The sequence below is a fragment of the Haliea atlantica genome (genome assembly GCF_054779855.1).
Window position 1 is genome coordinate 21,893 of record NZ_BAAGXL010000005.1, and the last position, 18,183, is coordinate 40,075.

Genomic DNA, 18,183 nt, shown 5'->3' on the forward strand with positions numbered 1-18,183 from the left:
CTGGTCAAAAACATCGCCGACAACACAGCAAAGAGGAATACGACATGCAGGGCAGACTGAAAGACAAGGCCATCATGGTGATCGGCTCGGGTAGCGGAATCGGTGCAGCCACGGTGAAACAGCTCGCCTCGGAGGGTGCTCGTGTCTGCGTGGCGGACATTAATCTCGAGGCGGCGCAACGCGTGGCAGAGGAAGTCCGCGACAGCGGCGGCGAAGCTCACGCCGTCTACATCGACATTGCCGAGGAGGACGTGGTCAACCGCGCTTTCTCTGAAGCCGTGACGGCACTCGGTGGCCTCGACGGCGTGCATGTGAATGCCGCCGACCTGCGGGTGATTTTCGAGGACAGCGATGCCCTGGCCGAGGATCTGGCGGTGTTTGACCGCACCTTGCAGGTCAATCTGCGTGGGCATCTGCTGTGTACCCGCGCGGCGCTGCCGCATCTGCTGAGCAGGGGACAGGGCTCGATCGTCTATACCAGCTCCGGAGCCGCGGATTCTGGCGACAGCACCCGGCCGGCCTACGCGGCGGCAAAGAGCGGTCTGAATGCGCTCATGCGACATGTGGCAGCGCGCTGGGGGCGCGAGGGCATCACCGCCAACTGTGTGGCGCCGGGCTTTGTTTATACACCGGAAATGCAGGCCAGCGGGCAGGTGCCACAGGAGTTGCTGGATGGCTTCCAGGCGCATACACCGAGTACCCGCCTGGGGCGGGTGGAGGATATCGCTGCCATGGTTTGTCTCCTGCTGTCGGAGGAGGCGCGCTGGATCAACGGCCAGGTGTACAACGTCAACGGTGGCGCACTGATGCCGTGAAGGCCGAGGACGCGAGATGCTCAAGAACCAGAAAATTCTGCTGACCGGGGCCGCCGGCCAGATCGGTTTTCCGCTGGGTGAATACCTGGCGGCGGACAATGAGGTCTGGGCGGTCGCACGTTTCACGGCACCGGGTTCCCGGGAGCGCTGCGAGAAGGCAGGCATGCACCCCTTTGTGCTTGACCTCGCCAGCGGCGACTTCACCGGCTTGCCCGACGATTTTGATTATTTGCTGCATTTCGCGGTGTTCCAGTTGGGAGGCGCCGACTATGATCACGCGCTGCAGGTCAATGCCGAGGGGACCGCGCTGCTGATGGCGCATTGTCGGCGGGCAAAGGCCTGCCTGGTCATGTCGACCTGCGCGGTATACGACAATCAATCCGATCCTCGTCATGCCTTTTGCGAGAGTGATCCCCTCGGAGATTCACACCAGCCCTATTCACCCACCTACGCCGTATCCAAGATTGCCCAGGAAGCCGTGGCCCGCAGTTGCGCCCGGCTTTACGCTCTGCCCACGACAATTGCGCGGATGAATGTTTCCTATTCGGCCAACGGTGGTATGCCCGCCTATCACATGGATGCGATCCTGCGCGGCGAGGCCATTTCCCTGCCACCTGGTGGAGAAGCCTGGTTTACTTGTATTCATCAGGATGATATCAACCGGCAGGTTGCCGGGCTCCTGAGTGCGGCATCCGTGCCGGCGACGGTGGTCAACTGGGGTGGTGATGAAGCTGTGGAGGTGCGCAGCTGGTGCCAGTATCTCGGCGAGCTGGTGGGGCGGGAAGTCCGTTTTCGCGAAGAAGAATCTGCCATACCCTCGCGGGTGACCGATAACCGACGCCGGATCGAGCTGGTGGGTCCCTGCCAGCTGGGTTGGCGCGAGGGGCTATCGGCGGTGGTCCGTGAGCGTTATCCGGAGATCATTCCGCCAGCGTGAACAGGCACTGTTCCTGAGCCCGGGTAACGCTCACCCGTCGGCCGAGGGGTTCACCCTCCAGCAATTTCCGGGGCGTATCGGTGTCGCCCTCTGCGGTCTTGGCCAGGAAGCGCGTGTTGTCGACCGAGCGCCCAATCATCAGGGCATGGTCCGGCGTGCCTCTGCGGAAGACCACCGAGCAGGTTTCGATGCTGCCCTGCCCGCTGAAAGTCGGATCCACGGTGACAGGAGTTTGCGCCTGCATGCTGCGCTCGGCGCGCTTGTCCGCCGGCTGCCAGTCGTCCACCGCCCGGGTCGAGTAGATACCCACCGACTGCTTGGACAGGTAGCCGCCATTGGCTGTCACCAGGCCGAATGCACCGGGTCGCCGGCGCAATTGCTGCAACATTTCCGCGACGCCGTGCAGGCTGTAGTTATTGCCGGGGCCGCCAAAGAAAGGCAGGCCACCGGTCACGGTGAGTGGCCGCGGATCATCCGGTCCGATGTCCAGCGCTTCACAGGCGGCCAGCACTGCCACCGGGAAACAACTGTAAAGGTCAAACAACTGGATGGCATCGGTGCCCTGTCTCGCCATGGTGAGCGCTGCATCGGCGGTGCTCTTTAGCGCCGCAGATGTCGACAGGTCCGGGCGTTCGGAGACCCAGGTGTCGTCGGCATCGGCGTAGCCATGCAGGAAGACCCACTTGTCCCGGGGGATACCCAGCCGCTCGGCCTGCGCCACCGAAGTGAGTACCACCGCGGCTCCCTGGTTGACCGCATCCTGGGCCACGCTCCATTTGTTGTAGGGCTCGGCGATAGGGAAGTTCTCCGCCGAGGCGCGTGCCAGGAAGGCGTGCTCGCGAGGCGTGGGGAACTGGGCCAGGGGATTGCTGCGGGCCACCTGGTTCAGGCGCAGCAGCACATCGGCCATAAGCTTGCGGTGTGCTTCCACGGACAGACCGTGGCGATGGCGCCAGGCATTCTCGAACAGCGCGTACACTTGCGTCGGCAGTGTAATGTGATGCTGTGCTTCAAAGTCGGTCTGCAGGGCTGCGCAGCCGCGATCTTCAAAGCTGCCACCCACCTCCTCGCGCCAGTCGGGCTGCCAGCCCTGACGCCCGGCCAGCTTGGCGGCACCAATGGCTTCCGCGCCGCTGACCACCGCCAGGTCGCTCTCGCCACGGGCGATGGCCTCGGCGAATTCATTGACCAGGCGCTGGGGGCTGTGCCCACCGACGGGTCCGTAGATCAGCCGCGCGGGATCTGCTCCGGCGCGCTGTGCGACCGAGCGCGGCAGATTGTCGCTGCTGCCGAAGGGATGCAGGGAGAGGCCGGGAACGGAGTCCGCAAACAGGCGTACCAGCGCCAGTGTGTCCACGCGCGCAGCCAGATCAAGCACCCCGGTGTCCGCGAGAGCCAGGTTCACAGCCTCGCCGGCGAGATCAGCCGGAGAGGGTATCTCGGCGGCGGCGTCGATGCTGTGCCGCGTGATCTGACCGCTGCCAACCAGAATGGGGGTGTTGGGATGCATGTTAGGTCTCCGATAGGTCGGTCTGTTCAGGGGGCGCGCGCTCGACATCGATCAGGCCCTTGGCCTGCAAGGCATCCAGACTGCTGTCGATGTGTTCGCGCAGCACGGCCTCGGTCGCGCGCGGCAGCACCAGGCACCAGCCGTTGCGGGTGCCGTGCTTGATGGTGTACAGCCCCTTGTCAGCCAGTTCGATAGCCAGCTCCCAGTGGCCCGTGGGAGCATGCGGCGCAGCAAGGGGGTAGGGGCACAAGCCCAGTGATGCAGTAAGCGCGACGCTGCGCCCGTCTTCCAAAGTAAAGGCGTGCTGTTCAATGGATCGCACCAGGCGCTCCGCCAGCCCCGCCAGGTGCTGTTCCGGCAGCGGCTGCAGGACCAGCAGGAATTCTTCGCCGCCCCAGCGGAGCACTTCGTCCCGCGGATGAACCATCGCGCGGAGGAAGTCGGCAAACTGACGCAGCACCTGGTCCCCCGCATCGTGGCCAAGCTGGTCGTTGACGCGCTTGAAGTGATCCAGGTCCAGCAGCGCGAGCAGGCGGCAGTTGCCCTGGTGCATACCGGCCGCCTTTTCCTGCTGGAACCGGGTCAGTTCGACGGAGATTTTTTCGCTGAGATAACGGCGATTCCACAGCCCGGTGAGGGGGTCGGTCATGCTGGCGGTTTCCAGCTGCCGGCTGTACTGACGCAGGTTTTCATTGGCGACACGCAATTCTTCTGTGCGCTCGCCCACGAGTTGTCTCAGCTGGCGCTGCCGCTGGCCCAGGTTGCGGGTTCGCCAGCGCACTCCCAGCCACATCAGCAATAGCAGAGTGGCCGCCGCGGCCAGTTTGGCCCACAGGGTTTCGTGCCAGTAGGGGGCAATGTGCAGTGTCAGCTCTGCCTGGTCTGGCGACCAGACGCCGGCGTTATTGCTGCCACGCACCTGAAAATGCAGCGTGCCCGAGGGGAGGTTGGTAAAAAAGGCCGTGCGGTGCTCCGGGTCGTCCAGGGCCTGCCACTGGTCCCGATAGCCGAGGAGGCGGTACTGCAGCTGGACACTGCCGGGGTCCTGGTAGCTCAGCGCGGTAAAACCGAAGGCGATATCCCGCTGATGTTTATCCAGCTGCAGACGGGTATCGTTGCTTGCGGGCTGCCAGCGCCCGTCCAGGCGCACCCGATCGATATGCAGTCGGGGCGGATAGCGGTTGCTGCCGGTCTGCCCGGGGTGCACTGCGATGATCCCCTCGCGGGTGGGGAACCACAGCGCACCATCCTTTACCAGGGCGCGGGCGCTGCCGGCCCCGTTACAGCAGGTGGTGTTCTGTGCGCCGGCGACATCGCCGCGTTCGCTGAGCAGCATCCTTGCATTGAGCGATGTACTGTCGCCGCGGAGGTAGGCGTCGAGCTGCTGCAGGGGCAAGTGGTAAAGCCCCCGGTTGCCCGCCACCCACAAGGTACCCTGTTGCTCGACCAGGGCGAACACCGTATTGCCGGGCAGGCCATCCGCTGGGCCCAGTGTGCGCCAGCCATCCTCCCCGGAAATCAGCAGCTGCTCGCTCCGGCTGCCTGCGACCACGCGCCCGTCCGCAAGTTGAGTCAGGGCCATGACTTCGTGAACTTCGTCCAGCCCATCGACCGGGTCAAAAGTGCCGTCCTCACCTTCGAGCAGGATGCCCCCCACGGTTCCTGCCATCAGCTGTCCGTCGCGGGTCTCCAGGAGTATCCAGGTCTGGTTGGCGCTGCTGTCACTGGCCGAAAGGCGCTGTTCAAGCCCTTCGCCATCCCAGCGCCAGATGCCGCTGGTGGTACCCAGCCAGTAGCTGCCGTCGCGGCGGCGCAGAATGGCCTGGACGTGCTCGCCTTGCAGTGCGTCGAAGGCGGCAGGTCGTTCAATCCGTTCGTCCTCCCGCCACCACCAGTAGAGTCCGGCACGGGTGCCCACCCAGATACGCTCGGGCTCGGGCAGCAGGCTGTAGGCGTGCGGATGCGGTTGTTGCTCGCCGCGGACCAGCTGCTGGAATCGACCATCCTGATAGCGGGCGAGGCCGTCCGCGGTGCCTACCACGATGGCGTCATCCACATCCCTGGCCAGGGTCCATGTCAGCTCGGCGTGCAAGCCCTCGGCGCTGTCGTAGCGCATGACATAGCCATCCCAGAGGCGCACCAGGCCATAGGAGCGGCTGCCCAGCCACAGGCTGCCCTCGTGGTCCTCGGCCATGGACAAGACGTTGCCGTCGGCAAAGGGGCCTTCCGTGCCGAGGGTGTCAATAACGCGCCCGTGTTGCATCCGGTAGAGTCTGCCGGTGGCGCCGACCCAGAGCGTACCGTTGGCATCGGTAAACAGCGCTTCGACGCGGCGGCTGTCGATATCTTCGCTGATGGCAAGGTGCTGCCACTGTCCGCCCTCGCGTCGCAGCAGCCCGCGGCTGGTTCCCGCCCACAGGCGACCCTCGTGCCAGACAAGATCGGTGACTTGTACGCCCGCGAGAGACGCGGGCAGAGATTCCGCGATCCAGGTACCGTCATGCTGTTGCCAGATCTGCCCCTGCCCGCCGACCCAGGTCTTTCCCTCCCGGTGGTAGACCGTCAGCAGACTGTCCAGGGGAGCGCCAGGACTGCGCTCCAGGGTGTCGCCGCGGGAGCGCCACAGGCCACTGCCGGTGGCCAGGAGGATCCAGCCATCGCTGGTCTCCGTCATGTCGAGAATGTCGACGGGTTTGCCGCTGGCAGTCGGGACCCGCTGGATGCTGCCGTCCTGCAGCCAGGCGGCACCCCGCAGGGTCCCGATCCAGAGGCGCTGGCTCGCGTCGACATAGAGAGAGCGGATCAGGCGGCTGGGCAGGACCGGATGGTTGTCCGGGGAGTACAACTCGAAGCGCGTGCCGTCAAAGCGGGCTAGTCCCGCCTGGGTGCCGGCCCAGATATAGTTGTCGGGCCCCTGGGTGAGCGCGTGGACGGTGACCTGGGGAAGGCCCTGCTTGATGCTCCACTGGGAGAGCTCGAACTGGTGAAAGCGCATGTCGGGAGAGAGTGCCTGGAGCCCCGGGGAGGCGAGCAGCAGGAGCCACAGGCAGCCGGCAAGCGATGCCGGCAGGTGCCTTCGTCGCAAGGGGCATGCGGGTGCCAGCCGGCGGAGAACGTTCATCGTGTCAGGTCAGGGACATCTTTTGCGTTTACTCCACATTCTGAATTTGTTCCCGCATCTGTTCAATCAGTACCTTCATCTCCACCGCGCTGTGGGTGCTGCTGCTGGCGGTGGATTTCGAGGAGAGGGTATTCGCCTCGCGGTTCAGCTCCTGCATCAGGAAGTCCAGGCGCCGCCCGCAGGGGCCACCGCGATCCAGGGTGCGCCGCACCTCCTCCATATGACTCTCCAGCCGGTCCAGTTCCTCGTCGACATCTGCCTTGTGGGCTAGATAGACGAGCTCCTGCTCCAGGCGCTCGGAATCGGGTGTCTGCTGCAGTTCCGCCAGCCGTGCCAGCAGACGCTCCTGCTGGTGGCGTTTCAGCTCCGGCATCTTCTCACGTACGGCCTGGGTTTCCCGGCTCAGCAGTTCCAGCCGCTCGCGGATAAACAGGGCGAGTTTGCGACCCTCGCGGGCGCGGTTGGCGGCGAGTGACTCCAGGGCACAGGCGAACAGCGCCGAGGCCGAGGCCTGGATGGCCTCTTCGTCCGCCTGCGGCGCGCGACAGACGCCGGGAAACTGCAGGACCGCGAGTGGGTCCAGCGGGCGGGCGTCGGCGAGTGCCTGGCGGACCTGCTCTGCCGCCTGCAGCACGGCCTCCAGGCGCTCCGGGTCCACCTGGAGGCCGGCGGACTGCTCGCCATCCGCCTGCAGGCGCAACTGGCACTCCAGCTTGCCCCGACTGACGGTGTCCGCGACCTGCTCGCGCAGGCCGGGTTCCAGGCTGCGCAGTGTGTCCGGGAGCCGGAAGCTGGTGTCCAGATAGCGGTGATTCACCGAGCGCAGCTCCACGGTCAGGGTGCCCAGCGGCGTGCTGGTGGATTCCCTGGCGAAGGCGGTCATGCTGTGAATCTGTCCCACGTTTGCGCTACCTCTGCTGACGGTGAGTCGGCCAGTGTAGCAGCTTGCGTCGCCTGGAAAAGGTGATCGATTGCGCCCGAAACGGCCGGGCATCTCCAGTATACTGTCCGGCTGGTTTTACAATTACGGAGATTTTGCATGTCACGCCCCAGCGGCCGCGCGCCGAACGAGCTGAGAGAGGTCACGCTCACCCGCGACTACACCTGCCACGCCGAGGGCTCGGTGCTGGTCTGCTTCGGTGCCACCAAGGTGATCTGCACCGCCTCGGTGGAGGAGGGCGTGCCGCGCTTCCTGCGCGGCACGGGCAGTGGCTGGATCACGGCGGAATACGGCATGTTGCCCCGGTCGACCGGCTCGCGGATGGGGCGAGAGGCCAGTCGCGGCAAGCAGGGTGGCCGTACCCTGGAGATCCAGCGGCTGATCGGCCGCTCCCTGCGCTCGGCGGTCGACCTGAAGAAGCTCGGGGATTTCACCATCACTGTGGATTGCGATGTCATCCAGGCCGATGGTGGCACCCGCACGGCGTCGATTACCGGCGCCTGTGTGGCCCTGGTCGATGCCATCAACCACCTGCAGCGACGCAAGTTGCTCACCACTGATCCCTTGCGGCAGATGGTCGCCTCGGTCTCCGTCGGCGTGTGGCAGGGCACCCCGGTGCTGGATCTCGACTACCTCGAGGACTCCCGGGCGGATACCGACATGAATGTGGTGATGGGCGAAGACGGCGGCTTTATTGAAGTCCAGGGTACCGCGGAGGGGCAGCCTTTCCGGCGCGAGGAGATGGACGCGATGCTGGACCTCGCCGACAGCGGCATCCGGCAGCTTATTGAGTGCCAGAAAGCGGCCCTGGCGGGCTGAGGCCGGGTCGCCGGGCAGATTCCTGCCGGCCCTGGCGGGGCCGGCTGATCCTCAGACCTCGATATCGTAGTCCATGATGATCGGGGCGTGGCTGGAGAACTGCTTCAGCTTGTAAATGGCGCCGTGATCCACCGAGTACTTCAGGCCCTTGGAGATCAGGTGGAAGTCGGTGCGCCAGCCGTTCTCCCCGGGGGTGCCATCCGGCCACCAGCTGAACTCATCGCGGTCGGAGTTGACCTCGCGGAAGGCGTCCACATAGCCGGCTTCAACGATCTCGTCCATCCACTGGCGCTCCTCCGCGAGGAAGCCCGGTCGGCTGCTGTTGGCGCTGGTGTCCTGGACGTCGGCTGCGCTGTGTGCGATCTGCCAGTTGCCGCAGATGATGAACTCCCGGCGCTTGTTGCGTACCTTGAGCAGGTGGTGTTGCAGCAGGTTGAAGAACTCGCGCTTGCGGCCCAGTTGCTCTTCGTTGCCCGGCTCCGCCTGGGGAGCGAGCAGGCAGCCGACGCTGAGGTTTTCGTAGTCGGCCTGGATGTAGCGCCCTTCCATGTCGAAATCGGTGAAGCCGAGACCGGTCATGATGGCCTTGGGCAGCTTGCGGCAGTAGATGGCGACGCCATTTTCCTTACCGTTGATGTCGTCGAAGAAGTAGGCGTTGTACTCCCGCGGGAAGTAGAGATCCTCCTGCAGGTCGTACTCGCTGCAGCGCAGGTCCTGGATACAGATGAAATCCGCATCCTGTTCCGACAGCCAGTCGTACAGCCCGTTTTTCGCGGCATCGCGGATGCCGTCGGCGCTGAAGCTGATAATCCTCATTCGTGGCCCCTTGTCTGGAGAGCGTGTATGATGCGCACACCGCCGCCGGCGATCGGCCGGCTAGATAGTTGTGGGGGATCCTCCCCTGCAATCGCGTATGATAACCACGGCGCTGCTTCAGCATAACCCCCATTTGTGGGATTTGCCGACGGTAAAGTGATCTGCCCCCCAGGAACTGTCACCCCATGCAGGCGTATCAACAGGAATTCATTGAACTGGCCCGTCGCTACCAGGTGCTCCGTTTTGGTGAGTTTACCCTGAAGTCGGGTCGTATCAGCCCCTATTTCTTCAATGCGGGCGCCTTTGCCAGCGGCGCTGCCCTGGCCGCCCTGGGGCGCTGCTACGCCCAGCGCATTGTCGACTCCGGCCTGGCCTTTGATGTGCTGCTGGGGCCGGCCTACAAGGGGATTCCCCTGGCGGCGGCGACGGCCATTGCCCTCGCCGACCGGCACGGGCTCGACGTGCCCTTCGCCTACAATCGCAAGGAGGCGAAGGACCACGGCGAGGGGGGGACGCTGGTGGGCGCGCCGCTGGAGGGCCGGGTCCTGGTCATCGACGATGTCATCACGGCGGGTACCGCCGTGCGCGAAGTGATTGGCATGATCGAGAGCGCCGGCGCCGAACTGGCGGGGGTGGCGATCGGCCTGGACCGCCAGGAGCGCGGCAGCGGCGAGCTTTCCGCCATCCAGGAAATCGAGCAGGCCTACCGTATTCCGGTACTGAGTATCATCGATATCAACCACATCATCGCCTGGCTGGAGGGCCTGGGCAGTGATCATGCCAGTGATCTGGCGGCCATGCGTGCCTACCGGGAGCGTTACGGCGTGCGCTAGTGGGCGGGGCAGCTCCGTCCACTCACGGCCTGCTTGTCCACATACCCGTGGCCTTCTATAGTGAGCGCATGAATTTCCGAACCCGACATCTGCTTCTCGTCCTGCTGGCACTGCCACTGTTACAGGGTGCCTCCAAAGGCGGGGAGCTCTATCGCTACCGCGATGACAACGGGCAAATGGTCGTGGGTAGCCACGTGCCGCCCGAGCATGTCGGCAAGGGCTACGAAGTGCTCAACGAGCGCGGTATTGTGGTCCGCGTGGTGCCCCGGGGCCTGACCGAGGAGGAGCGGGCCGATGCCAGCCTGCAGCGCGAGCTCGAAGCCCGCGCCGCCCGGGAAGAGGAGCGCCTCAGGGCCTGGGATGAATCCCTGCTGCTGCGTTACAGCTCGGTCGAGGATATCGAGGCCGCCCGCGAGCGTGCGGTGGGTGAGCTGCGCGTTCGACTGAGTATCCTGCGCAGCAACCGCAGTTCCCTCAAGCACCAGGTGGAAAACTACCAGGCGCAGGTGGCGGACATGGAACGCCGGGGCGATGCCCCCGACGCGGCGCGCCTGGAGAATATTGCCAACCTGCAGCAGGAAATCGAGCAGACCGAGTCCCAGATCGAAGAGCGCGAGCGCGAAATTCGCGAGGTGGAGGCTGCCTTCGCCCGGGATATCGAGCGTTTTGCGCAGCTGGAAGAAGTGGTTGAATTGCGCCGTCGCCTGTCGGCGCGGGGCGATTCCTGAGCTCTGGATTCTCGCGCGAGACCCCGCCGGGCCCTCAGGCTGCCGGCGTACCCGGGGCCCTCACCACGGTCTGGAAAAAGTCCCGTTGCAGCTGCAGCCACTGCTCGTCCCAGTCGCTGGTGGGCAGACGTGTGAAGCCGCTGCGCACATACTGACTGATGCGCCCCTCTGCTGCGGCCATGAGGAGGTTGGCGGCCGCCGCCAGGGTGATGCGCGGACGCAGGCCCTCGCGCAGCTCGGCTTCCCGCAAGACCTGCCGGATCTGGGTTTCAAAGCGATCAAACATCTGGGCCACCCGCTGGTGCAGGCGCTCGGTTTCACCCGCGAGGGCGTCGCCGGTCAGTATCCGGGTGATGCCGGGATTGCGCTCGGTGAAGGTCAGCAACAGCAACAGCATCTTGCCACAGCGGGCCGCTGCCCGGTCCTCTTCCTCGAGGATGATCCGCACACGGGTGAACAGCGTTTCCTCGATGAACTCGATCAGGCTTTCGAACATCTTCGATTTGCTGGGGAAGTGGCGGTAGAGCGCCGCCTCGGAAACCCCGACCTCACGCGCCAGTCCGGCGGTGGTGATGCGGCTGCCGGGCTCCGCTTCCAGCATCCGGGCCAGGGCTTCGAGGATCTGCTGGCGGCGTTGGGATCGTCTCGGGGGCATGTCGCTCGGGTCTGCTGGGCCGGGCCTTCATGCTAGCGACTCCCCCGGAGGGCTGCAACACACCCGAGGATGTCCCGGAGGATTGACGCACTGGCGCCAGGGCATCAGCTATCCGCGAGAGCCTCGCGACGGGTGATCAGGGTGCCGATGCCGACGTTGGTGAAAATCTCCAGCAGCACGGCGTGGGGTACCCGGCCGTCGATGATGTGCGCGCTGGCCACCCCGCCCTTCACGGCGTCCAGGGCGCAGCCGATCTTGGGCAGCATGCCGCCGGCAATGGTGCCGTCCTCGATCAGGGCATCCACCCGTTCGGTGCTCAATCCGGTCAGCACGTTGCCCTCGCGGTCCAGCAGGCCGGCGACGTTGGTCAGCAGCATCAGCTTCTCGGCCTGCATCACCTGGGCAATGCGACCGGCGACCAGGTCGGCGTTGATGTTGTAGGTGTTACCCTGGTTGTCGACGCCGATCGGCGCAATAACCGGGATGAAGTGGCTGTTGAGGATCACCTTGAGCACCTCGGTATCGATTTGCTCCACTTCACCCACGTGACCGATGTCGACAATTTCCGAGGCCCCCAGCTCGGGGCTATAGCGGTTGACCTTCAGCTTGCGGGCGCGAATCAGCTGCCCGTCCTTGCCGGTTACGCCGATCGCTTTGCCGCCGGCGCGCTGGATCGAGGAGACGATCTCCTTGTTCACGCTGCCGCCCAGCACCATTTCCACCACATCCATGGTTTCGCTGTCGGTGACCCGCATGCCGTTGACGAACTCGGTGTGGATGTTGAGCTTTTTCAGTAGTTCGCCAATCTGGGGGCCGCCGCCGTGGACCACCACCGGGTTCATTCCCACCAGTTTCATCAGCACCAGGTCGCGGGCGAAGCTTTCGTGGAGCTGCGGGTCAACCATGGCATTGCCGCCGAACTTGACCACGATGGTCTTGCCGGTGAAACGCTGGATGTAGGGCAGTGCCTCGGTGAGTACCCGGGCGATCGTTTGGGCGGATTCCAGATCCAGGCTCATGCTGTGTCCTTGCTCAATGGTCGGAGTCGGCGGTACCGGGGGCATCGGGGAGTGCCACCGGCGGGTCCAGGGCCGCCAGCTGCTGGCGGAAGGCCGCCATGATACTCGCAAGCTGCGCCGGATCCGAGGCCTCGAAGCGTGCGGTCAGTGCCGCGGTGGTGTTGGAGGCGCGCACCAGGCCCCAGCCCTCGCGATAATCCACGCGCAGCCCGTCCAGGGTGTTCAGGGTCGCGTCGGGGAAATCGGCGCGGTCGGCGAACTGGCGAATCAGGGAAAATTTGCGCTCTTCGGGAACCGGCAGCAGCAGCTCCGGGGTGCTGACGGTGGGGGGAATGTCCGCCAGCAGGCTGTCGAGATCCACCCCCTGGCTGGAGAGAATTTCCGCCAGACGGGCGGCGGCATACAGGGCGTCATCGAAACCATACCAGCGCTCACCGTAGAACACGTGGCCGGAGAATTCGCCACCCAGCAGTGCCCCGGTTTCCGCGACCTTCTGCTTCATGAAAGCGTGGCCGGTCTTGCACAGAACCGGGCGGCCGCCGTCCGCGACAATGCGGTTGGCCAGTTCCCGGCTGCACTTGACGTCGAAGACCACATCGGTCCCCGGGTTGCGGGACAGTACGTCCCGGGCCAGGACCATCAGCAGCTCATCGGTACGCAGGATACGGCCACTGGCGCTGACCACCGCCAGCCGGTCGCCATCGCCATCGAAGGCCACGCCGAGGTCGGCACCCTGGTCAACGACCCGGGCGGCCAGGTCGGCCAGGTTTTCCTCGCGGCTGGTGTCTGGTGGCCGGTTGGGAAAGTCGCCGTCCAGCTCGCAGTACAGGGGCAGGACCTCGCAGCCCAGCGCGCTGAAGAGGGCGGGTGCCGCCTCGCTGGTGGCTCCATTGCCGGCATCCACGACCACGCGGAGTGCGGCCGGCAGCACGATGTCGTCGACTACCTCGTCGAGGTAGGCGGCGACGACGTCCCGCTGACTCAGCTTGCCTTCTCCGACGCAGAAGTTGCCCAGCTCGGCGCTCTGGCGCAGCTGCTGGATCATGCCCGCTGCCAAGGTCTGCCCCTTGATCACGATTTTCAGGCCATTGTCAGCGGGCGGGTTATGACTTCCCGTGATCATTATCCCGGAGCTGCAGTCGAGGTGGTGTGTCGCGTAGTGCATCAGGGGGGTCGGTACCACGCCGATATCGATGATGTCCCGGCCGGTGGCGAGGAGGGCGCGGGTCAGCGTCTCGCGGATACGCGGACTGGATCGCCGGCCGTCGCTGGCGACGATAATCGCCGCTTGGTTCTTTTCCGCAGCCAGGGTGCCAATCGCCCTGCCAACCCGGTCCACCACCGTGTCGGTCAGGTCCCGTTCAGCGTGGCCACGCAGGTCGTAGGCGCGAAAAATCTCGGTGGGCAGCCCGACCGGATTGTCGTCGTCGGCTTCGGGGCCGTCCGCTTCTGCCGCGGCGAAGAGATCGTCGAGGGAGGCGGGTTCACCGGGGCTGTCGGACACCCGCTGGCGGGGCTGTGCGACGGCACCGGCTGTGGCAGCTGGCACGGAGCCGACCGGCGACAGGCCCGCCAGCCTGCGCAGCAACAGCCACAGGGCGCAGAGGGCGCCGATCAGGCCGCAGCCAGCCACGGTCAACCAGTCCCGCAGCCCTGGACGCAGCTCCTCGACCAGCTCCGTGGCGGTCGCGAAGCCGACCTCCCAGTTGCTCCCGGGCACGCTGTGATAGCGGGCAGGTGCCGCCCCGGGCGCGATTTCCCGACCCAGCTGCAGCACCTCCCGTCCGCCTTCGCCGTAGCGCTGGCGGATTGTCACCTGCCCGACCGCCTGACTGCTGCGACCTAAAGGCCTGAACAAGTGCCTGTCGTCAATCGATGCGAGCAGTACCAACCGCTCCGGGCTTGCCTGCCCGGGCGCCACCAGCAGCGCCAGGGAGGTGTAGACCGCTTCGCCCACCGGGTAGATTTCCGGCGCGGGCGGCTCACCTGCCGCCGCGCGCCGGACCAGGTCGATCTCGATATTGTTGCGCAGCCCCGCCATGCCCTCTCGCAGCGGTGCCGAGCCAAGGTCGTCGACCGGTATCAGGCGCAGGCTCTCCAGTTCCGGGAAGAGCAGGCGCAGCTCCTGCTCGATGACCTGCCGTTCCTCGGGCGAGGCCGTCACGCTGGCCTGTATCCGGGGTGAGCGGGCCGCGTTGTCCAGTCGTTCCCGCAGGCCCTGCTCCAGGGTATGCAGCACCTCGGCCTGCTGTCGGGCGAGCAGCTCGTTGAGGTTTTGCTGCATGCTGGCGGTGAGCTGTGGTTCGCGCACCAGCGCCAGCCAGGCGACACCAGCGAGCAAGGGTCCCACGGCAATCACTGCCGCCAGCAGGAGGGTCCGTGTCAGTGCCGGGCTGGCCGTTGCCGATCGGGGCATGTCAGGTCACCGTTTCCCGGTAGCGCCGGGCGAGCCGGGTAATAATGTCGCGGGCGATCTGTTGCTTGCCACTGCGGGGCAGGGCCTCTTCAGCGCCGTCCCAGAGCACGGTCACGGCGTTTTCCTGGCTGTTGAAGCCGATACCCTCCGCCGACACGTCATTGGCCACGATCATGTCCAGGCCCTTGCGCTCCAGCTTGTCCCGAGCATAGCTCAGCAGGTCCCGGGTTTCCGCGGCAAAGCCGACAGTGAAGGGGCGCTGCGGGTGAGCGGAAACCGCAGCCACGATATCCGGGTTGCGCACCAGCTCCAGTGTCATGCGTTCCTCGTTCTTCTTTATTTTGTCGCCGGCGACGTCGGCGGGCCGGTAGTCAGCCACGGCAGCGCAGGCGATAAAGATGTCGCAGTCGGCCAGGCGCGACAGGCTGGCCTCCAGCATGTCCTCGGCACTGACCACGTCAACGCGCTCCACGCCCTCGGGGGTGTGCAGGTCCACGGGGCCGCTGATCAGGGTGGTCCGCGCCCCGGCCTCCGCGGCAGCGCGGGCGAGGGCGTAGCCCATGCGGCCTGAGCTGTGATTGGAGATATAGCGTACCGGGTCCAGGGCTTCGCGCGTTGGCCCGGCGGTGATCACCACGCGCCGGCCCGCCAGCTCTCCGGATTCAAACAGGCTCTCCGCGGCGGCGGCGATAATGGCGGGGTCTTCCATGCGACCCGGCCCCACGTCGCCGCAGGCCTGCTCCCCGGCGGCGGGGCCGACCATGTGCACGCCGCGCGCTTGCAGCCGCTGCAGGTTGTCCTGGGTGGCCGTATTGCGCCACATCTGCTGGTTCATTGCCGGCGCCAGCATCAGGGGGGCGGGGCATGCCAGGGCCACCGTGGTGAGCAGGTCGTCGGCGCGTCCCTGGGCCAGGCGGGCCAGCAGGTCGGCTGTGGCGGGGGCCACCAGGAGCAGGTCCGCCCAGCGGGCCAGTTCGATGTGCCCCATGCCCAGCTCTGCTTCGGGATCGAGCAGGTCAGCGTGGACCGGGTGCCCGGACAGGGCCTGCAGGGTCAGCGGCGTAATGAACTCGCGGGCGCCCCGGGTCATGACCACGCGGACATCGGCGCCGCGGGTCTTCAGTTGACGGATCAGTTCAGCGGACTTGTAGGCCGCGATGCCGCCGCTGACGCCCAGGACCACATTGCGTTGAAAAAGATGTCCCAATACGGTCACCGACTTGCGAGAATAGGAATCAGAAAGCAGGGCAAACGATACCACTGGCGGCGCGGCTTGGACACTCTCCGCGCGGCTTGACACCAGGGAGGGTGATGGTATGTCGATGCGCGACTGGGGGGCCGGCGAAGGCCCCCGGGACAAACTCCTGCAGCGCGGGGCGGCAGCCCTCTCCGATGCCGAGCTGCTGGCGGTGGTGCTGCGAACCGGCCGCCGGGGTTGCAGTGCCGTGGACATGGCCCGGGATCTTCTGGGCAGTCACGGCAGCCTCGGCGGCTTGCTGACAGCGCCCGTGTCGGAGCTGCTCGGCTGCCCGGGTCTGGGGACTGCCAAGCTGGCGCAACTGCAGGCTGCACTCGAGCTGGCGAAGCGGCAGGCGCTGGAGGAAGCCCGCGCCGGCAGCGCCCTGACCAGTCCGCAGCACACGCGGCGCTTCCTGCAGCATCACCTGGCGGGGCAGGCGCGGGAAGTGTTTACCTGCCTGTTCCTGGATAACCAGCACCGCATCCTGCGCTGTGAGGACCTGTTCTTCGGTACCCTCGATGGTGCCGCCGTCTATCCCAGGGAGGTCGCGGTGCGCGCTTTGCAGTATCATGCAGCCGCGGTGATCTTTGCCCACAACCACCCTTCCGGGGTGGCCGAGCCCAGCCACGCGGACCGCCGTATCACCGAGCGCCTGCAGGCGGCCCTGGGGCTGCTCGACATCCGGGTGCTGGATCACGTGATCATCGGGCGAGGCGCGGCCTACTCCTTTGCCGAGCGGGGGCTGCTTTAGCGGGCCCCCTCGCCGGCTGCGGCCCGGGAAAGGGGCGTATATAGCGCTTGCGATAGGGGGGGTGTTCTGGTATAAAGTCGCGCTCCGCGCGGCCGGGGTACCTGTGGCACCCCCTCGGCCACACCTGTTTTCACGAATCCCGTGGTCTATGGGAGAGGTACACATGTCAAGAGTCTGTCAGGTCACCGGCAAGCGTCCGGTCACCGGTAACAACGTATCACACGCCAAGAATCGTACTCGTCGCCGGTTCCTGCCGAACCTGCACCAGCACCGTTTCTGGGTGGAATCCGAGAAGCGCTTCGTCTCCCTGCGGGTTTCCAGCAAGGGCATGCGCATCATCGACAAGAAGGGCATCGACCAGGTGCTCGCCGACCTGCGCGCCGACGGCGTCAAGGTCTGAGTCCAGGCCGCCAAGGAGAGTAATCATGAGAGACAAGATCCGGATGATTTCGTCAGCGGGTACCGGTCACTTCTACACCACTGACAAGAACAAGCGCACCACCCCGGACAAACTGGAAATGAAGAAATTCGATCCGGTTATCCGCAAGCATGTCATGTACAAGGAAGGCAAGATCAAGTAAAGCTTGCGCGACCGCATGATGTCCAGAAACCCCGGCGCTGTCCGGGGTTTTTTGTCTGGGCAGGCTCCGATTATGATCCTGTGACCGCTAGAGCCCCCTCCCATGCCTGAATTGCCGGAAGTCGAAACAACCCGCCGCGGCGTGGAGCCCTGGGCGCTGGGGCAGCGCGTGGCTGCCGTGGAGGTGCACGAGCCGCGCTTGCGCTGGCCGGTGCCCGCGGACCTCCCGGCCCGGCTCGGAGGCCAGGACATTCTTGCCGTGGAGCGCCGGGCCAAGTACCTGCTGTTCCATACCGCCGCCGGCAGCCTGCTGCTGCACCTGGGCATGTCGGGTTCCCTGCGCGTGATCCGCGACGGTGCCCCGCGCCGGCTTCACGACCACGTGGACATCCTGCTCGCCAGCGGTGACCGTCTGCGCTACAACGACCCCCGCCGTTTTGGCTGCCTGCTGTGGCTGGAGCCGGGCGAGCGGCATCCGCTGCTGGCCAGTCTGGGCCCCGAGCCCCTGTCCCCGGCCTTTTCCGGGGAGCACCTCTACCGTCTGTCCCGCGGGCGTCGCGCAGCGATCAAGCCTTTCATCATGGATAACGCCGTGGTGGTCGGGGTGGGGAATATCTACGCCAGCGAGGCCCTGTTTCTGGCCGGCATTCGCCCCGATCGCGCCGCCGGTCGGGTCTCACTGCAGCGTTACCAGCGCCTGGCCGAACGCATTCGCGAAGTTCTGGCGGCGGCGATTCAGCAGGGTGGCACCACCCTGCGCGACTTCGTCGGTAGCGATGGATCTCCGGGCTACTTTGCCCAGCAGCTCTTTGTTTATGGCCGCGCCGGGCAGGCCTGCAAGCGTTGTGGCGGCCTGCTGCGCGAGCGACGCCTGGGCCAGCGCAGCAGTGTATTCTGCGTGACCTGTCAGCGTTGATGGGGCTACACTGGTGGGGCGGCTCGCGTCACCCCGCGCAACGCGGCAGGTGGCGGAGCAGGAACAGGACTTCAGCCGGGAGACCAC

General features: G+C 65.7%; 17 protein-coding genes. 9 read left to right on the forward strand and 8 right to left on the reverse strand.

Translation table 11 applies throughout. The features are described from left to right. Positions 1-44: 44 nt before the first annotated feature. The gene (locus ACYVGS_RS05305) at positions 45-815 is read left to right on the forward strand and encodes an SDR family NAD(P)-dependent oxidoreductase (protein ID WP_460587620.1); all 771 of its coding nucleotides are present in this window, start codon (positions 45-47) and stop codon (positions 813-815) included. Positions 816-831: 16 nt separating this feature from the next. Then, complete coding sequence (locus ACYVGS_RS05310) at positions 832-1,752, forward strand: NAD-dependent epimerase/dehydratase family protein (protein ID WP_460587621.1); 921 nt, start codon at positions 832-834, stop codon at positions 1,750-1,752. Here ACYVGS_RS05310 and ACYVGS_RS05315 read toward each other — a convergent pair. From ACYVGS_RS05315 to ACYVGS_RS05325, 3 genes are all read right to left on the reverse strand, one after another. Beyond that, positions 1,736-3,262, reverse strand: a complete 1,527-nt coding sequence (locus tag ACYVGS_RS05315; protein WP_460587622.1) for an acetyl-CoA acetyltransferase — start codon at positions 3,260-3,262, stop codon at positions 1,736-1,738. The two genes, ACYVGS_RS05310 and ACYVGS_RS05315, sit on opposite strands and share 17 nt — an antisense overlap. A gap of 1 nt (position 3,263) precedes the next feature. Beyond that, the gene (locus tag ACYVGS_RS05320; protein WP_460587623.1) at positions 3,264-6,347 is read right to left on the reverse strand and encodes a diguanylate cyclase; all 3,084 of its coding nucleotides are present in this window, start codon (positions 6,345-6,347) and stop codon (positions 3,264-3,266) included. Positions 6,348-6,411: 64 nt separating this feature from the next. Then, on the reverse strand, positions 6,412-7,284 hold the full coding sequence (locus ACYVGS_RS05325) for a YicC family protein (RefSeq protein WP_460587624.1): 873 nt from the start codon (positions 7,282-7,284) through the stop codon (positions 6,412-6,414). 138 nt (positions 7,285-7,422) lie between these two features. On the opposite strand from ACYVGS_RS05325, the gene rph reads away from it, so the two are divergent. Next, positions 7,423-8,142 carry a ribonuclease PH gene (gene rph, locus ACYVGS_RS05330; protein WP_460587625.1) on the forward strand — a complete coding sequence of 240 codons (720 nt, stop codon included), beginning with the start codon at positions 7,423-7,425 and terminating at the stop codon, positions 8,140-8,142. Positions 8,143-8,193: 51 nt separating this feature from the next. On the opposite strand, the gene ACYVGS_RS05335 is transcribed toward rph, so the two are convergent. Next, on the reverse strand, positions 8,194-8,958 hold the full coding sequence (locus tag ACYVGS_RS05335; protein ID WP_460587626.1) for an exonuclease/endonuclease/phosphatase family protein: 765 nt from the start codon (positions 8,956-8,958) through the stop codon (positions 8,194-8,196). A 185-nt stretch (positions 8,959-9,143) separates the two neighbouring features. Between ACYVGS_RS05335 and pyrE the strand changes: the two genes are divergently transcribed. Together pyrE and ACYVGS_RS05345 are read left to right on the forward strand one after the other, a co-directional pair. Then, a complete protein-coding gene (gene pyrE, locus ACYVGS_RS05340; RefSeq protein ID WP_460587627.1) occupies positions 9,144-9,791 on the forward strand; it encodes an orotate phosphoribosyltransferase in 648 nt (215 codons plus the stop codon). A gap of 68 nt (positions 9,792-9,859) precedes the next feature. After that, positions 9,860-10,519 (forward strand): hypothetical protein, encoded by a 660-nt coding sequence (locus ACYVGS_RS05345; protein WP_460587628.1) that lies wholly within the window; start codon positions 9,860-9,862, stop codon positions 10,517-10,519. A gap of 34 nt (positions 10,520-10,553) precedes the next feature. Here the strand turns inward: ACYVGS_RS05345 and slmA are convergent, their stop codons facing one another. The 4 genes from slmA to coaBC form a co-directional block, all read right to left on the reverse strand. Beyond that, positions 10,554-11,174, reverse strand: a complete 621-nt coding sequence (gene slmA / locus ACYVGS_RS05350; protein ID WP_460587629.1) for a nucleoid occlusion protein SlmA — start codon at positions 11,172-11,174, stop codon at positions 10,554-10,556. Between the two features lie 104 nt (positions 11,175-11,278). Next, positions 11,279-12,193: an acetylglutamate kinase gene (gene argB / locus ACYVGS_RS05355; protein ID WP_460587630.1), complete on the reverse strand. Its 915-nt coding sequence runs from the start codon at positions 12,191-12,193 to the stop codon at positions 11,279-11,281. A 13-nt stretch (positions 12,194-12,206) separates the two neighbouring features. Continuing rightward, the gene (locus tag ACYVGS_RS05360) at positions 12,207-14,609 is read right to left on the reverse strand and encodes a phosphomannomutase/phosphoglucomutase (protein ID WP_460587631.1); all 2,403 of its coding nucleotides are present in this window, start codon (positions 14,607-14,609) and stop codon (positions 12,207-12,209) included. A 1-nt stretch (position 14,610) separates the two neighbouring features. Next, positions 14,611-15,816 (reverse strand): bifunctional phosphopantothenoylcysteine decarboxylase/phosphopantothenate--cysteine ligase CoaBC, encoded by a 1,206-nt coding sequence (gene coaBC, locus ACYVGS_RS05365; RefSeq protein ID WP_460587632.1) that lies wholly within the window; start codon positions 15,814-15,816, stop codon positions 14,611-14,613. Between the two features lie 109 nt (positions 15,817-15,925). On the opposite strand from coaBC, the gene radC reads away from it, so the two are divergent. The 4 genes from radC (at position 15,926) to mutM (ending at position 18,096) form a co-directional block, all read left to right on the forward strand. Beyond that, positions 15,926-16,600, forward strand: coding sequence for a JAB domain-containing protein (gene radC / locus ACYVGS_RS05370; RefSeq protein ID WP_460587633.1), 675 nt, complete (start codon positions 15,926-15,928; stop codon positions 16,598-16,600). Between the two features lie 163 nt (positions 16,601-16,763). Then, the gene (gene rpmB, locus ACYVGS_RS05375; RefSeq protein ID WP_460587634.1) at positions 16,764-17,000 is read left to right on the forward strand and encodes a large ribosomal subunit protein bL28; all 237 of its coding nucleotides are present in this window, start codon (positions 16,764-16,766) and stop codon (positions 16,998-17,000) included. A 25-nt stretch (positions 17,001-17,025) separates the two neighbouring features. Next, positions 17,026-17,181, forward strand: a complete 156-nt coding sequence (gene rpmG, locus ACYVGS_RS05380; protein ID WP_460587635.1) for a 50S ribosomal protein L33 — start codon at positions 17,026-17,028, stop codon at positions 17,179-17,181. A 102-nt stretch (positions 17,182-17,283) separates the two neighbouring features. After that, on the forward strand, positions 17,284-18,096 hold the full coding sequence (mutM, locus tag ACYVGS_RS05385) for an Fpg/Nei family DNA glycosylase (RefSeq protein ID WP_460587636.1): 813 nt from the start codon (positions 17,284-17,286) through the stop codon (positions 18,094-18,096). The last annotated feature ends 87 nt before the right edge of the window (positions 18,097-18,183 follow it).

Excerpts from the sequence above, each read along its gene's own strand:
- ACYVGS_RS05335 (WP_460587626.1), bottom strand. The coding sequence starts at position 8,958 with ATGAGGATTATCAGCTTCAGCGCCGACGGCATCCGCGATGCCGCGAAA.
- rph (WP_460587625.1), top strand. The coding sequence starts at position 7,423 with ATGTCACGCCCCAGCGGCCGCGCGCCGAACGAGCTGAGAGAGGTCACG.
- ACYVGS_RS05345 (WP_460587628.1), top strand. The coding sequence starts at position 9,860 with ATGAATTTCCGAACCCGACATCTGCTTCTCGTCCTGCTGGCACTGCCA.
- rpmG (WP_460587635.1), top strand. The coding sequence starts at position 17,026 with ATGAGAGACAAGATCCGGATGATTTCGTCAGCGGGTACCGGTCACTTC.
- argB (WP_460587630.1), bottom strand. The coding sequence starts at position 12,193 with ATGAGCCTGGATCTGGAATCCGCCCAAACGATCGCCCGGGTACTCACC.
- ACYVGS_RS05305 (WP_460587620.1), top strand. The coding sequence starts at position 45 with ATGCAGGGCAGACTGAAAGACAAGGCCATCATGGTGATCGGCTCGGGT.
- radC (WP_460587633.1), top strand. The coding sequence starts at position 15,926 with ATGTCGATGCGCGACTGGGGGGCCGGCGAAGGCCCCCGGGACAAACTC.
- slmA (WP_460587629.1), bottom strand. The coding sequence starts at position 11,174 with ATGCCCCCGAGACGATCCCAACGCCGCCAGCAGATCCTCGAAGCCCTG.
- mutM (WP_460587636.1), top strand. The coding sequence starts at position 17,284 with ATGCCTGAATTGCCGGAAGTCGAAACAACCCGCCGCGGCGTGGAGCCC.
- pyrE (WP_460587627.1), top strand. The coding sequence starts at position 9,144 with ATGCAGGCGTATCAACAGGAATTCATTGAACTGGCCCGTCGCTACCAG.
- ACYVGS_RS05310 (WP_460587621.1), top strand. The coding sequence starts at position 832 with ATGCTCAAGAACCAGAAAATTCTGCTGACCGGGGCCGCCGGCCAGATC.
- rpmB (WP_460587634.1), top strand. The coding sequence starts at position 16,764 with ATGTCAAGAGTCTGTCAGGTCACCGGCAAGCGTCCGGTCACCGGTAAC.
- ACYVGS_RS05315 (WP_460587622.1), bottom strand. The coding sequence starts at position 3,262 with ATGCATCCCAACACCCCCATTCTGGTTGGCAGCGGTCAGATCACGCGG.
- ACYVGS_RS05360 (WP_460587631.1), bottom strand. The coding sequence starts at position 14,609 with ATGCCCCGATCGGCAACGGCCAGCCCGGCACTGACACGGACCCTCCTG.